Raw genomic sequence first — 13,588 nt, forward strand, 5'->3', positions numbered from 1 at the left:
GGAATGTCACGATGGGCGTATCGTCCAATTCCAGCCCAAGGAGTGCGATATGACCGACACCCATGACGTGGCACCCGCCGACAATCTGCCCGCGACCGGGAACTTCTTTCAGACCGGCAACTACGCGCCCGTCCCCGACGAACTCACCGAGTACTCGCTCCAGGTCGACGGCGCGATCCCCACCGATCTCGACGGTTGGTACCTGCGCAATGGACCGAATCCCCGCCAGGCGACCGCGCACTGGTTCACCGGTGACGGCATGATCCACGGCGTCAGGATCGAGGACGGCCAGGCCAAGTGGTACCGGAACCGGTGGGTGCGCACCGACAGCTTCATCAAGGATTTCCCGCTCTACAACGCCGACGGCACCCGCAATCTGCGCTCGGCCGTAGCCAACACCCATGTGGTGAACCATGCCGGAAAGACGCTGGCGTTGGTGGAGTCGTCGCTGCCTTATGAGATCACCAACGACCTGGAGACTGTCGGCGCGTACGACTTCGGCGGCAAGCTCGTCGACTCGATGACCGCACACCCGAAGATCTGCCCAACCACCGGTGAGATGCACTTCTTCGGCTACGGCAACATCTTCGCGCCGCACGTCACCTATCACCGCGCGGACGCCAACGGAGAGCTGGTGATCAACCGGCCGCTGGACGTGAAGGCGCTGACGATGATGCACGACTTCGCGATGACGGCGAAGCACGTGATCTTCATGGACCTGCCGGTCGTGTTCAACATGGACGTCGCCATGAAGGGTGAGGGCGACATGCCCTACCGCTGGGACGACTCCTACGGCGCGCGCCTCGGTGTGCTGAGGCGAGACGATCCGTTCGGCGAGGTCCGGTGGTTCGAGATCGATCCGTGCTACGTCTTCCACGTGGCGAACGCACACGACACCGCGGACGGAAACGGCATCGTCCTGCAGGCGGTCCGCTACCCCGAGTTATGGCGTGACAACGGTGGATTCGACGTCGAGGCGGTGCTGTGGTCGTGGACTATCGACCTGGCGTCGGGCACCGTGACCGAGCGTCAGCTCGATGACCGCGCCGTGGAGTTCCCGCGCATCGACGACCGCCTCGCCGGTCTGCCCGCGCGGTACTCGGTGTCGGTCGGCGCCAATGGTTGGGTGCGCCATGACCTGCAGACCGGATCGGCCGTCGTGCACGATCTCGGCGCCGGGGGACCGGGGGAGGCGGTGTTCGTGCCGGCATCCGGGGCGCCTGACGAGGGCAGCGGTTGGTACCTCGGCTACGTTTACGACCCCGCGCGTGACGGCAGCGATCTGGTGATTCTGGACGCGTCCGATTTCGCGGGAGACCCCGTCGCCAGGATCAAGCTGCCAACTCGCGTGCCCTACGGGTTCCACGGGAACTGGATCAGCGCCTAGCGCTTCGTTGGCCGTCCTGCGGTTTAGGGTGGCCGAATGCCGGGATTCGGGTTCGACACGCTGGCGCTGCTGGTCGTGATCGGCATGGCGGGCCCGCTGCTCACCATGATCCCGCGCCTGGCTGTACCCGTCATCGTGGGCGAGCTGGCCGCCGGAATGCTTGTCGGCAAAACGGGTTTCGATATCGTCGACACAACGGACCCCACGTTCGTGCTGCTCGCCAACATCGGCTTCGCGCTCGTCATGTTCGTCGTGGGTACCCATGTCCCCGTTCGGGATACGTCATTGCGCGCCGGTGTGCCGAAGGCGATCCTGCGTGCGGTGCTCGTCGGGGTGGTCGCCGCGGTGCTCGGGGTGCTGCTGGCACACGCCTTCGGCACCGGGCACGCCGCGCTGTACGCGGTGCTGATGGCGTCCTCGTCGGCCGCCATCGCGTTACCCGTGATCGACGGTCTCAAGCTTGATGGGCCGCCCGTGCTATCGGTCAAGGCGCAGATTGCCATCGCCGATGCCGCCTCGATCATCTTGCTGCCATTGGTGATCAACCCGAGCAAGGCGGCGCATGCGGCGCTCGGTGCACTGGCCATCGCCGGTTGTGCTGGCGTGTTGTACTTCGTGCTGCGGCATTTCGAACGCAACGGCACACACGACCGGCTGCGCGAGTATTCGAAGCGCCACGCCCTGGCGCTGGAACTGCGCACCAGCCTCATCCTGCTGTTCGCTTTGTCGGCGCTGGCGGTCAGCGCGCACGTGTCGATCATGCTGGCCGGTTTCGCGCTGGGTTTGGTGGTCAACGGGATCGGTGAGCCGAAACGGCTTGCCCGCCAACTGTTGGGCATCACCGAGGGCTTCTTCGGGCCACTGTTCTTCGTCTGGCTCGGGGCGTCGCTGCAGGTTCGTGAACTCGCCGATCATCCCGAGTTCATCGCACTGGGTCTCGCACTCGGGGTGGGTGCCGTCATCGCGCACTGCGCTGGACGCCTGCTGGGCCAGCCCCTTCCGTTGGGGACGATGGCCGCCGCCCAGCTGGGTGTGCCGGTCGCTGCCGCCGCGCTCGGCACCGAGCAGAACCTGCTGGGCCCCGGGGAGCCGGCGGCCTTGATCCTCGGCGCACTGCTGACGATCGCGGCGACGTCGATTGCCGGCGGGTTCGCCAAGCGTCGTCAGCAGGCGTCGAGCCGGTAGGTGTTGGGGCTTACGCCGTACGCGCGCTTGAACGCGCTGCTCAGCGCGAAGGGCGTGCCGTAGCCGACCTGGCGTGCGATCGCGGCGATGGTCGCCTGGCTCGACCTCAGCAGGTCGGCGGCCAGTGCCAGACGCCACCCGGTCAGGAATGCGATGGGGGACTCGCCGATCTCTCCGGTGAAGCGGCGCGCGAACGCGGCCCGTGAGTTCCCCACGGCGGCAGCGAGTTCGGACACAGTCCACGGATGGGCGGGATTGTTGTAGATGAGCCTCAGCGCAGGCCCGACGACAGGGTCCCGCTCGGCGTTCCACCATGCAGGCGCACGCTCGTCGCGGTCGAACCAGGTGCGCAGCACATCCATCAGCAGCAGATCGAGGAGCCGGTCCAGATAGGCCGCCTGGCCGGTGCCGTCACGTCCCGCCTCCGCGGCGAGCAGGCCGACCAGCGGGGTCTGCCACTCGTCGCCACGCAGCACGAGCACCGTCGGAAGTGCGTTCAGCAGACGAAGACTCACCTCGCTGTGCCCCTCGTAGGCACAGATCACGGCACGATCCGCCCCTGCGGTCGCATTGCCCCATGTCCGCACGCCCACCGACATCTCGAAGCGAAGGCTCTCGCCGCTCAACGTCGTGCACCGGTTTCCCGGATGGACCACCACCTGTGGTTCGGTGTCGGCGTCGTGCGCGAAGCGATAGTGCTCTGTCCCGCGCGTGACGGCGACGTCACCGGGACTGAGGTCGAGCACGTCACCCGACTCCGTGACGATGACGGACTCGCCGTGCGTGACGCAGATCAGTGACAGCGGGGCGTCGTCCTGGATGCGCATCGCCCAAGGTGGGTCCAGCGAGGTCCGCAGCACGAACGCTCCGCGCGCGCGGACACCGTCGAGGAGCCCACCCAGTGCGTCCACACCGGAGAATGTAGACGATGGCGTATGCAAATGAGCCATTTGGCCATGGAACGTCTCGCGGTCCAGCGATTGACTGAGGTCATGTCAACGAGCCCGTACGTCATCGCCACCACCGCGGCTGCGGTGTCGACCGCCGCCGTCGGCGGTCTCTTCTACGCGTTCTCCACCTTCGTCATGAAGGGACTGGACCGCACCGAACCAGTTGAGGCGATCACCGCCATGCGGGGCATGAATGCCGAAGCCCAGGCGAATGCACCGTTCCTGATGCTCTTCGTGGGATCAGCCCTGCTGGCACTCGGCGTCGGCATCGCTGCAGCGCTTCGCCTGTCGACACCCGGCGCGCCCTACGTGTTGGCCGGCGCCGCACTGGGCCTGGTGGCGTTCGTCGTCACCATGGCGTTCAACGTCCCGCTGAACAACCGGCTCGACGCTGTCGACCCGGCCGTCCTGTCTACGGCTGAGGCAGTACGCCAGTGGCGTGACTATCTGGTGCCGTGGACGGCGTGGAACCACGTTCGGACGGTTGCGCCACTGGTGGGCTCGGCTCTGATACTGGTCGGCTTGGCGCAGCGCTGAATCGGTTGCCGCGGAACGTGAATGCGACCACGACCGCTGCCACCAGGGTGAGCAGGCCCGCGATGATCGCCGTCGGCGCGATACCGGAGTCGAAGGCCACCTTCGCCGAGTCCAGCAGCTTGTCGGCCACCGCGGGCGGCAACTGCTGGGCCACTGCCGTCGCGCCGCCGATGCTCTCCGCGGCGTCGGCGGTTTGTCCGGCGGACAGACCTTGTGGCACTTGGACATTGGCGCGGTAGAACGCCGTGAAGATCGTGCCCAGGATGGCGGTGCCGACCACCGCGCCCAGTTCGTACGCGGTCTCCGACACCGCTGAGGCCGCGCCGGCCTTGGCCGGTGGCACCGATGACACGATGGTGTCGTTGGTGATCGTCTGTGAGATGCCGACGCCGACCTCCAGCACGATGAACGACGCCACCACGGCGGCCACCGTCAGGTCGTGGCGGAACAGCAGGATCATGCCGAAGCCGAGCGACACCAGCACCAGACCCGTGACGACCAGGGCGTGCGGGGCGAACCACCTGACCAGTCGCACCACCCCGATGCCCGCCACCATCGACAGGACCGCGCCGGGCAGCGTCACCAGACCGGCCGCCAGGGGACTCAGCCCCAGCACGAGCTGGAGGTGTTGGGACACGAAGAAGATGAACCCGATGAGCCCCACAATCGACAAGAAGTTCGCCAGGATCGACGACGCGAACGGGGCGTAGCCGAAGAGCTTGATGTCGATCATCGGTGTGGCGCTTTGATTCTGGCGCCGCACGAACAGCAGGCCGGAGGCGACCGTCACGACCAGTGCGGCGCCGACCATCCAGGACAGGCCGTCGTGGGCGCCGGACTTGATGGCCCAGACCAGCGGAAGCATCGTCGTCAGCGACAACACGACGCTCGTCGGATCGAGTGGCCCGGGGTTGGGGTCACGCGACTCGGGCACCAGCCGCGGCGCGAAGATCAGCAGCGGCAGCAGGATCGGCACCGCGACCAGGAACACCGCACCCCAGTGGAAGTGCTCGAGCAGCACCCCACCCACGATCGGGCCCAGCGCGGACCCGGCGGTGAAGAACGATGCCCAGATCGCGATCGCGAGCCGGCGCGAGGACGCGTCCTCGAAGATGTTGCGGATCAACGACAGCGTCGACGGCATCAGCATGGCGCCGAAGAAGCCGAGCACGGCGCGTGCCAGGACGAGGTAGCCGGCGCTGGGTGCGAATGCCGCCGCCGCCGACACCGCCGCGAAACCGGTCGCGCCGATCATCAGCATGCGACGCCGTCCGATCCGGTCGCCGAGGCTTCCCATCGCCACCAGAAGCGTGGCGAGCACCAGCGAGTACACGTCGACGATCCACAACTGGGTGGTGGCCGCCGGGCGGAACTCCTGGGCGATGCTGGGTAGAGCGAACGCCAGGATGGTGTTGTCAACGGCGATCAGCAGTACCGGCAGCAATAGGACGGCCAGAGCCGCCCACGCCTTGCGCGGGGTCGTGATGGACTGCTGGCTCGACGCCTCGTTGGCGTCATGCCGGATGGACATTGTCACTCCTGTAGAACGGAAAAGCGGAAGGGTGCGGACGGGCGGACGGCCGCGTCTCAGCTCGAGTTCGGGTTGATCGTGCCCTCGACCAGGCTCGCCATGATGGCGTCAACGATCTGCACGCGGGGCGCACTGTTGAGCTTCATGGCCTCATAGCCCGCATTCAGAAGCGCCCAGAAGACCAGCCGTGGCCATCCGGGAGGCCCGGCCGACCCCTGACACGACGCGCGGTTGAGCATCTCGACGATCAGCTCGTCGCCCGTGTCGAGCTCGGCCGCGATCTCCGGGTCGGCGACGAGCGTCGGCTCGTTGAAGATGAAGGGCACGATCGGGCCGAGGTCGAGTTGGCACTCGACGACACGGCGCAGTGCCTCCACCGGTGGTCCGCAGTCGGGTTCGGCGTGCTCGATGGCCGCGTTACTCAGCGCGTGGACGTGACGCGCGAGCGCGCGCAGCAGATCGGAGCGTTCGGGAAAGTAGCGGTGCAGGGTGCTCCGGCCCACCTCGGCCTCGGCCGCGATATCACCGAGTGGGGTGGTGGGGTCGTCGGCGAGCAGGGTCATCGCAGCATCGAGAATCGCCCGACGCGTGCGAGCGCGCGAGCCACCTTCGATCGATTGCGGAGCTGCCATGGGGCTTAATGTAGCACATCATGACCAAAGTGGGACAGTGGTGTCCCATTATTCGGGTGGCGCGAAACCCGGGGTCTGTGGTGGAGCGACGGGAACGGGTGCGTAGGCCGCCTGCGCAGGCGCGTACGCCGGTGGTGGAGCCGGTGCGTAGCCGGGTGGGAACTGGGGCGGCGGCGCGGCCGGACGCAACCTGATGAGCTCGCGGCGGTGGCGCTCGGCCAGCACCGCGGCGAGCACTAACTGCGGCGGCGTGCCGGGCGGCGGTGGCGGCGAGATCTGCGCGACGACCTCGGCGGTGATCCGGTACGCCATCTGGTCGCGGAACTCGGGCTGCAATTGGGTGGCCCGGGAGAGGAACTGACGCGCGCGCTCGGCCTGCGCCGCACCGAGCCCGGAGAGCTGCAGCGAGGCCGCCCACCACGCCAGCTGCGGCGGCATGGTCGGCGGCGGGCTGAGCTTGGGCGCGCGCTCGCTGATGACCATGGTGCCCGCGAAGATGTCGCCGATGCGCTTGCCCCTGGCCGACAACAGGCTGCAGATCACCGCCGGACCACCGGTGAACATCCAGAGTTCGATGAAGCCGGCGAGGGCGCGAAACAATGCCTGCCGGAACCGTTCCGGTCCACCGTCGTCGGAGACGACGCGCAGGCCCATCGCCATCTTGCCGAGCGACCGTCCGCGCGTGGCGGTCTCGAAGATGATCGGGTAGCCGACGACGGCGAGCACCGTGAAGATGATCAGCACCGCCGCGGAGAACGCCGAGTCGAGGTCACGCAGCGTGGCCGCCCACAGCGCCACCCCGATCACGTAGCCGACGAAGATGACGGTCAGGTCGATGAACGCCGAGAGGGCGCGCACCGGCAACTGGGCGATCTGCACGTCCAACACCACGGCGTCGCCGGTCACCATCGGCTCGGGTTGGGCCACCATGAAACCCAACGCTACTAGGATTCCCAAGCGTGGATGTCGACGCGTTCGTGCTGGCACACCGCGCGTCGTGGGACCGCCTCGAAGAGCTGGTGAAGCGGCGCCGCAAGCTGACCGGTGCCGAGGTGGACGAACTGGTCGACCTGTACCAGCGGGTGTCCACCCATCTGTCGATGGTGCGGTCGGCGTCGGCGGACTCGGTCATCGTCGGTCGCCTGTCAGGCCTAGTCGCGCGCGCCCGTGCCGCGGTGACCGGCGCGCATGCGCCGCTGTGGAGCGAGTTCGTTCGCTTCTGGCTGGTGTCCTTCCCGGTGGTCGCCTACCGGTCGTGGCGGTGGTGGCTCGGATCGGCGGTGGCCTTCTTCGTGGTCGCCATCGTGATGGGGGCCTGGGTGGCGGGCAACCCCGAGGTGCAGTCGATGATCGGAACACCCGCCGACATCGAGCAACTGGTCAACCACGACTTCGCCTCGTACTACAGCGAGAACCCGGCCGGGTCGTTCGCGCTGCGGGTGTGGGTGAACAACGCGTGGGTGGCGGCCCAGTGCATCGGCTTCGCGATTCTGCTCGGAATCCCGATCCCCTACATCCTTTTCCAGAACGCCGCGAACGTCGCCGTCTCCGGTGGCCTGATGTTCAACGCGGGCAAGGGTGACGTCTTCCTCGGCCTGCTCGTGCCGCACGGTCTGATCGAACTCACCGCGGTGTTCCTGGCCGCCGCCGCGGGGATGCGCCTCGGGTGGTCGGTGATCTCGCCCGGTGACCGGCCACGCAGCCAGGTCCTCGCCGAACAGGGGCGTGCCGTCGTGTCGGTCGCCGTGGGTCTGGTCGCGGTGCTGCTGATCGCCGGCCTGATCGAGGCACTCGTGACACCGTCATCGCTGCCGACGTTCGCCCGGATCGCCATCGGTGTGGCCGCCGAGGTCGCGTTTCTCGGCTACGTGGTGCACTTCGGGCGCAAGGCCGCCCGGGCGGGGGAGACCGGTGACATCGAGGACGCACCCGACGTCGTCCCGACGGGATGAGTCACAGCCTGCCGGTGGCCTTCAGCGACAGATAGCGGTCCGCGAGTGCAGGCGCCAGATCCTCGGGTTGGGCATCGACGACGTCGACGCCGTGGCGGCGCAGCCTGGTCGCGATGGACATGCGGTCATTGCGGGCACGCTCGGCGGACGCCGCGTCGTACACCTGCGCGGCATCGGCGCGGCCCGCGGCCAGCGTGTCCACCCGGGGGTCGGCCACCGCGGCGAGCATCACCTGATGCTTGGCGGCCAACTGCGGTAGCACCGCCAGCAGCCCCTCGTCGAGTGCCGACGCGTTGAGGTCGGTGAGCAGCACGACGAGTGCGCGCCGCCGGAAGCGCCGCAGGACGGTGGCCACCGTTGCGGCCGCATCGGATTCGACGAGTGCGGGCTGCAGCGGTGCCATCGCATCGACGAGATGGGCCAGCACCTCGGTGCGCGACGCGTTGTAGACGCCTGCCCGGGGCACGCGGTCGTGCGCGATGAAGTCGACGTGGTCTCCGGCCCGGGAGGCCAGTGCCGCCAACAGGAGTGCGGCGTCCATCGACCAGTCCAGACGCGGCCATCCGCTGGGGTCACCCGCCGTGGGATCGACGCCGACCCGGCCAGCCGACGTGCGCCCGGTGTCGAGCACGATGACAATGCGACGGTCGCGTTCGGGCCGCCAGGTCCGCACCACGACATCGGATCGTCGTGCCGTTGCCCGCCAGTCGATCGAGCGCACGTCGTCACCCACCACGTATTCGCGCAGCGAGTCGAATTCGGTGCCCTGCCCGCGGATCAACACCGGCACCATGCCGTCGAGTTCACGCAGGCGGGCCAGCCTCGACGGCAGATGCTTGCGCGACAGGAACGGGGGAAGGATCCGGATCCGCCACGGCACGGGTTGCGATCTCTGTCTGCCCGCCAGCCCAAGAGGGCCGATCGAGCGTGCGGTGACCGCTGCGGACACCTGATCTCCGCGGCGGTTGGGCCGCAATGTCGTGACGACCCGAAGGCTTTGCCCCGCAGCGATATCGACGGGGTGTGTGCGGGGTTCGGCACGTGCCGACGGCGGCCACGCGTCGCGGACCACACCGCGGAACCGGCGGCCGCCGTCGTTCTCGATCACCAGTACCGCGTCGATGGTCTCGCCGAGCCGGGCCGAGGTGTCGCCGCTCCGGCGCAGGCTCAGCTTGCGGGTGTTCGCGGCCAACGCGACATCGGCCAGCACCGCCAGCACCAGCAGGGCGAACAGCGCGGCGAAAGCCGCTGCAGGCCATGGTGCGAACCCGATCGGCAGGACGCAGATCAGGGCGACCAGGCCGGTGCGGCCGGTGAGGATCACTAGCGCGGTACCGGGACCGCGGCCAGGATCCCGTCCAGCACACCGTCGGGTGTTGCGCCCTCGAGCTCGGCCTCGGGCCGAAGGGCCACGCGGTGCCGAAGGGTCGGACGGGCCATGGCCTTGACGTCGTCCGGGGTGACGTAGTTGCGTCCCGACAGCCAGGCCCAGGACCGCGATGTCGACAACAGCGCGGTCGCACCGCGCGGGGACACCCCGAGCTGCAGCGATGGCGAATGCCTTGTCGCCCCGACGATGTCGACGATGTAGCCGAGCACCTCATCGCCGACCAGCACCTGGCGCACGGCCTCGCGCCCGGCGGCCAGTTCGTCGGGTCCCGCGACGGGGCGAATCGCCGACAGGTCGCGCGGGTCGAAACCCTGGGCGTGCCTCGACAGGATTGCCACCTCCTGATCGCGCGGCGGCAGCGGCACATTGAGCTTGAGCAGGAAGCGGTCGAGCTGGGCCTCGGGCAACTGGTAGGTGCCCTCGTACTCGATGGGGTTCTGGGTGGCGGCGACGATGAAGGGGTCGGGCAGCGGCCGGGCCTCGCCGTCGACGCTGACCTGCCGTTCCTCCATGGCCTCCAGCAGGGCGGCCTGGGTCTTCGGCGGCGTCCGGTTGATCTCGTCGGCGAGCAGCAGGTTGGTGAACACCGGGCCGGAGCGGAACTCGAACTCCGCGGTGCGCGCGTCGTAGATCAGGGACCCGGTGATGTCTCCCGGCATCAGGTCGGGCGTGAACTGGACCCGCTTGAAGTCCAGCTGCAACGCCGCCGACAGGGTGCGCACCAGCAGCGTCTTGGCGACGCCGGGCACCCCCTCGAGCAGGACGTGGCCGCGGCACAACAGGGCGATCACCAGTCCGCTGACCACTGCGTCCTGGCCGACGACGGCCTTGGCGATCTCCGTCCGCAAGGCCAGCAGTGCATTTCGGGCAGCGTCGGCGCTCACGGTGGTTGGCTGTGTCACGACTGAGATACCTGTCTTTCGATGTCGTCCAGTTGGCGGGCGAGGGTGACCAATTCGGCATCGGTGGCCGGAGGTGGACCGAACAGCATGTGCCCGTGGGTATTCGGATCGCCGCCGATGCGCGCGGCGACGGCGGCGGCGACGGCAGGGGGCGCCGCGGTGGCCGCGAGGCCAAGGCGCGGCAGCATGCGGTGCAGCGCGCCCGTGCGCAGGGCATCGGCGGCGCGATCCCGTGAGCGCCGTGAGCGATACAGTCGGCCACGGCCCTCGACGGTCTCGGAGGCACGCACCACCACCGGCAGGTCCTCGGCGACCAGTGGGCCCACCCGCCGGCCGCGCCACAGCGCGACGAGCAGCACGACCAGACACAGCTGCAGCGCAATCCAGTTCACCCGGTCGGGGATGAGATCCATGATCGAGGCCGTGGCGTCGGACTCGCCCTCGATCAGTGTCGGGGTGTACCAGATGACCCGCTCGCGGCTGCCCGCCAGATTCATCGCCAGCGCGGCGTTGCCCTGTTTCGTCAGGCCGGAGTTGGTCATGAAGTCGGCGGTCCCGACCACGGTGACGGTGCGCCCGTCCTCGGCGTAGCGGACCACCGCGCCGCCATAGCAGCTCGTGACGTCGACGTCGCCGGTCGCCTCGTAGGTGGTGGCGGTCCCGAGTTGGGTCTCCCCGGCGCGGGTGGCCGCGCGCAGATCGCAGTCGGGCTCGCCGCCGAAGCTGGTCTCGTCGGCGACGCCGATCTCGGGGGCCAGGGCCTCACGGGTGCGCGATACGGGTTCGACGAGGAGTCGGTCGCCGGGGAGGTCGGCGAGACGACGCAGTCCGTCGTCGTCGACCAGGAAGAAGGTCTCGGCGATGACGAGCAGGGTGTCCGGGCGTGCGTCGCGCTCAACGTCGGCCAGCGACCGAGCCTCGATGACATCGACGCCGCGATCACGCAGCAGGGACACCAGGGCCAGTGCACCGTCCGGCGATGTGGCCGTGGGGTCCATGCGGCCGCCGGGTCGCGGAGCGGTCAGGTACGTGCTGAGCGTCGACACCGCGGCGATGATGACCAGGGCCAGCACCACCCACTTCGTCGTGCGCCAGGGCCCGGTCGCCTTGAGACCGGCAGGCGCGGTGGGGGTCTGCGTCATCGGATCTCGGCCCATCCGTCGGCCGCACCGGGCGTTGCCGGTGCCGTTGCGCCTGCGGCCCTGCGGGAGCGCAGGTGGTCGTCGAGGTCGGCGATGGTGCGGTAGGCGGTCTCGGTGCCGGGGCGTTCGCCGTAGGTGACGTCGTTGAAGGTGACTGCGGCACGGCGTAGTTCGGCCGCCAGGTCCGGCACGGCCGCCGCGGCGTCGCGGGCGAGTTCGGTGGCGGTGCGCCCCGGGACCGGATCGAGTATCGCGGTCTCCTCCAGGTGGCGGGCGACGGCGCGCAGGCGGTGGCGGATGGCTGCGGCCCAGTCGCCCTGCGCCGCGTACTGCTCAGCGGTGGCGCGATGCTCGGCCGAGGTCAGCTCGTGGGTGTCGAACAGGGCGGCACTGCGGCCCCGGTTGGTGCGCATGGTCCGCATCGCCACCCGCACGGCCACCACGGCGGCGATCACCAGGATGATCAGCAGCACGGTGATGGTGAACCAGCCGCCGGGGATCGACGCGCCCTCCACCATGATCCTGTAGAGCAGCTCGTCGATCCAGTCGAAGAATCGTTCGGTCAGCGATGCGTTGGGGTACATCGGTTTCGAGAGTTCGCGCAGGGCGGCGTCATGCGCGGCGTCCCGGTCGATGTCTACGGTCGGCACGTCACCGATGCGGGGTCTGCGAGGTCAGCCACAGGTAGTCGGTGGAGTCCGGCGATGCACCGGGTGGGACCGTCGCCCCGGTCTGCAGGACGAGGTCGAAGGCCTCCGCGCGGATGCGACGATCGGCGTAGAGCAGCACGATCACACCCGCGTTGAACGGGGACGTGATGATCTGACCGATCGCCGATCCGATGGACATCAGAATCATCGCGATGACCGCTCCGGTCGCCGTGGCGGCGCCGACGATCAGCATCTCGCCAGCGATGCTGAAGGGTATTGATACGGCAGCCGCGATGATCCCCGCCACCAGCTGACTGAGCAGCCAGATGCCAAGAACGCGCCAGAAGTCGTTCTTGACCAACGCGAACGAGCGCGTGATGGCAGGCATAACGCTGAGTCGTTCGAGCACCACCAGGGTGGGTGCGAAGACCAGCATCGTGCCCAGGTAGATCAGCCCCGCGATCACGGCCAGAACCACCGGCACACCGACGACGAAGGCAGCCACACCGCCGATGACGACGGCGACCATGGCGATGATGCCCGCGGCGACGCTGATGATGACCAGGGCGCCGACGACCTCGATCGCGACGATGCCGAACAGCGCGGGGAGGCGTCCGCGGACCCGCTCCCAGGCCTCCGCGATGGTGATCCTCGCGCCGAAGACCGCGCGGCCCACCACAACGGTGAGCAGGCCGCTCAGCACGATGGACGACACCAACGTGGTGAAGGCGCTCGCGAGGCCTGACAGCAGCGACCCGACCAGTCCGGCAGTGGTGGGCTCGCCGCCGTTCATGCCGACCGTGTTGTTCAGTTCTCCCATGGCGGCCAGGGGGCCGATCTGAAGCAGCAGCGCGACGATCTGCGCAACAATCACCACGACCGCTGTCAGACCGAGTGTGGCCTTGGGGTTCATCCGGATGTAGGCGACGGCACCGTTGAAGATGTCCGAGACGCTCAGTGGCCGCAGTGGGATGACACCCGGCTTCAGCGCGGGCGGCACCGGTGAATAGCCCTGCGGGCCGTAACCCTGCGGGCCGTATCCCTGTGGCGGGTACCCGGGTGGCGGATAGCCCTGCGGGGCGTACCCCGGTGGCGGATAGCCCTGAGGGGCGTACCCCGGTGGCGGATAGCCCTGCTGCGCATACCCCGGTGCCGGATAACCCTGCTGCGGATAACCCTGTTGCGGATAGTCGGGCGGTGGATACCCGGGGTAGTTCTGCGGATACGGCGCGGCCCCGCTCTGGTCCTGCCCGGGCGGCGGGTACCCGGGAGGCGGGTATCCCGACGGTGGCGGGCCGACCGGACCGAACCCACCGGCGTCGTTGCTCAT

General features: G+C 68.5%; 12 protein-coding genes and 1 pseudogene. 4 read left to right on the plus strand and 9 right to left on the minus strand.

Going from position 1 to position 13,588, the window contains the following annotated elements; translation table 11 throughout:
- The first annotated feature begins 49 nt into the window (after positions 1-49).
- Entirely contained in the window at positions 50-1,387 is a 1,338-nt protein-coding gene (locus ABIA65_RS06135; RefSeq protein ID WP_354522958.1) for a carotenoid oxygenase family protein, read from the plus strand.
- Positions 1,388-1,423: 36 nt separating this feature from the next.
- Positions 1,424-2,572: a cation:proton antiporter gene (locus ABIA65_RS06140; protein WP_241402729.1), complete on the plus strand. Its 1,149-nt coding sequence runs from the start codon at positions 1,424-1,426 to the stop codon at positions 2,570-2,572.
- Here the strand turns inward: ABIA65_RS06140 and ABIA65_RS06145 are convergent.
- Positions 2,551-3,483: an AraC family transcriptional regulator gene (locus ABIA65_RS06145; RefSeq protein WP_241402730.1), complete on the minus strand. Its 933-nt coding sequence runs from the start codon at positions 3,481-3,483 to the stop codon at positions 2,551-2,553. The two genes, ABIA65_RS06140 and ABIA65_RS06145, sit on opposite strands and share 22 nt — an antisense overlap.
- A gap of 264 nt (positions 3,484-3,747) precedes the next feature.
- Here ABIA65_RS06145 and ABIA65_RS06150 point away from each other — a divergent pair.
- Positions 3,748-3,972 (plus strand): annotated as a pseudogene (locus ABIA65_RS06150) (anthrone oxygenase family protein); the annotation flags it as partial.
- On the opposite strand, the gene lfrA reads toward ABIA65_RS06150, so the two are convergent.
- From lfrA to ABIA65_RS06165, 3 genes are read right to left on the minus strand one after another with little or no spacing between them, the layout of a single operon-like run.
- Complete coding sequence (gene lfrA, locus ABIA65_RS06155) at positions 3,935-5,590, minus strand: efflux MFS transporter LfrA (protein WP_354522959.1); 1,656 nt, start codon at positions 5,588-5,590, stop codon at positions 3,935-3,937. The pseudogene ABIA65_RS06150 and the gene lfrA sit on opposite strands and share 38 nt — an antisense overlap.
- Before the next feature lie 56 nt (positions 5,591-5,646).
- Positions 5,647-6,222, minus strand: a complete 576-nt coding sequence (locus tag ABIA65_RS06160; protein WP_354522960.1) for a TetR/AcrR family transcriptional regulator — start codon at positions 6,220-6,222, stop codon at positions 5,647-5,649.
- Positions 6,223-6,270: 48 nt separating this feature from the next.
- On the minus strand, positions 6,271-7,152 hold the full coding sequence (locus ABIA65_RS06165; protein WP_354522961.1) for an RDD family protein: 882 nt from the start codon (positions 7,150-7,152) through the stop codon (positions 6,271-6,273).
- 29 nt (positions 7,153-7,181) lie between these two features.
- Between ABIA65_RS06165 and ABIA65_RS06170 the strand changes: the two genes are divergently transcribed.
- The gene (locus tag ABIA65_RS06170; protein WP_354522962.1) at positions 7,182-8,174 is read left to right on the plus strand and encodes a stage II sporulation protein M; all 993 of its coding nucleotides are present in this window, start codon (positions 7,182-7,184) and stop codon (positions 8,172-8,174) included.
- A gap of 1 nt (position 8,175) precedes the next feature.
- Here the strand turns inward: ABIA65_RS06170 and ABIA65_RS06175 are convergent, their stop codons facing one another.
- The 5 genes from ABIA65_RS06175 to ABIA65_RS06195 are packed head-to-tail and all read right to left on the minus strand — an operon-like array spanning position 8,176 to position 13,588.
- The gene (locus tag ABIA65_RS06175; protein WP_354522963.1) at positions 8,176-9,498 is read right to left on the minus strand and encodes a DUF58 domain-containing protein; all 1,323 of its coding nucleotides are present in this window, start codon (positions 9,496-9,498) and stop codon (positions 8,176-8,178) included.
- Positions 9,498-10,466 (minus strand): AAA family ATPase, encoded by a 969-nt coding sequence (locus ABIA65_RS06180; protein ID WP_241402736.1) that lies wholly within the window; start codon positions 10,464-10,466, stop codon positions 9,498-9,500. The genes ABIA65_RS06175 and ABIA65_RS06180 overlap by 1 nt, the downstream gene beginning before the upstream one ends.
- The gene (locus ABIA65_RS06185; protein ID WP_502919524.1) at positions 10,463-11,623 is read right to left on the minus strand and encodes a DUF4350 domain-containing protein; all 1,161 of its coding nucleotides are present in this window, start codon (positions 11,621-11,623) and stop codon (positions 10,463-10,465) included. The genes ABIA65_RS06180 and ABIA65_RS06185 overlap by 4 nt, the downstream gene beginning before the upstream one ends.
- Entirely contained in the window at positions 11,605-12,258 is a 654-nt protein-coding gene (locus tag ABIA65_RS06190) for a DUF4129 domain-containing protein (protein WP_241402738.1), read from the minus strand. Before ABIA65_RS06190 ends, ABIA65_RS06185 begins: the two co-directional genes overlap by 19 nt.
- A gap of 1 nt (position 12,259) precedes the next feature.
- Complete coding sequence (locus ABIA65_RS06195; RefSeq protein ID WP_502919525.1) at positions 12,260-13,588, minus strand: hypothetical protein; 1,329 nt, start codon at positions 13,586-13,588, stop codon at positions 12,260-12,262.

Source organism: Mycolicibacterium sp. 624 (assembly GCF_040548615.1).
GTDB lineage: Bacteria > Actinomycetota > Actinomycetes > Mycobacteriales > Mycobacteriaceae > Mycobacterium.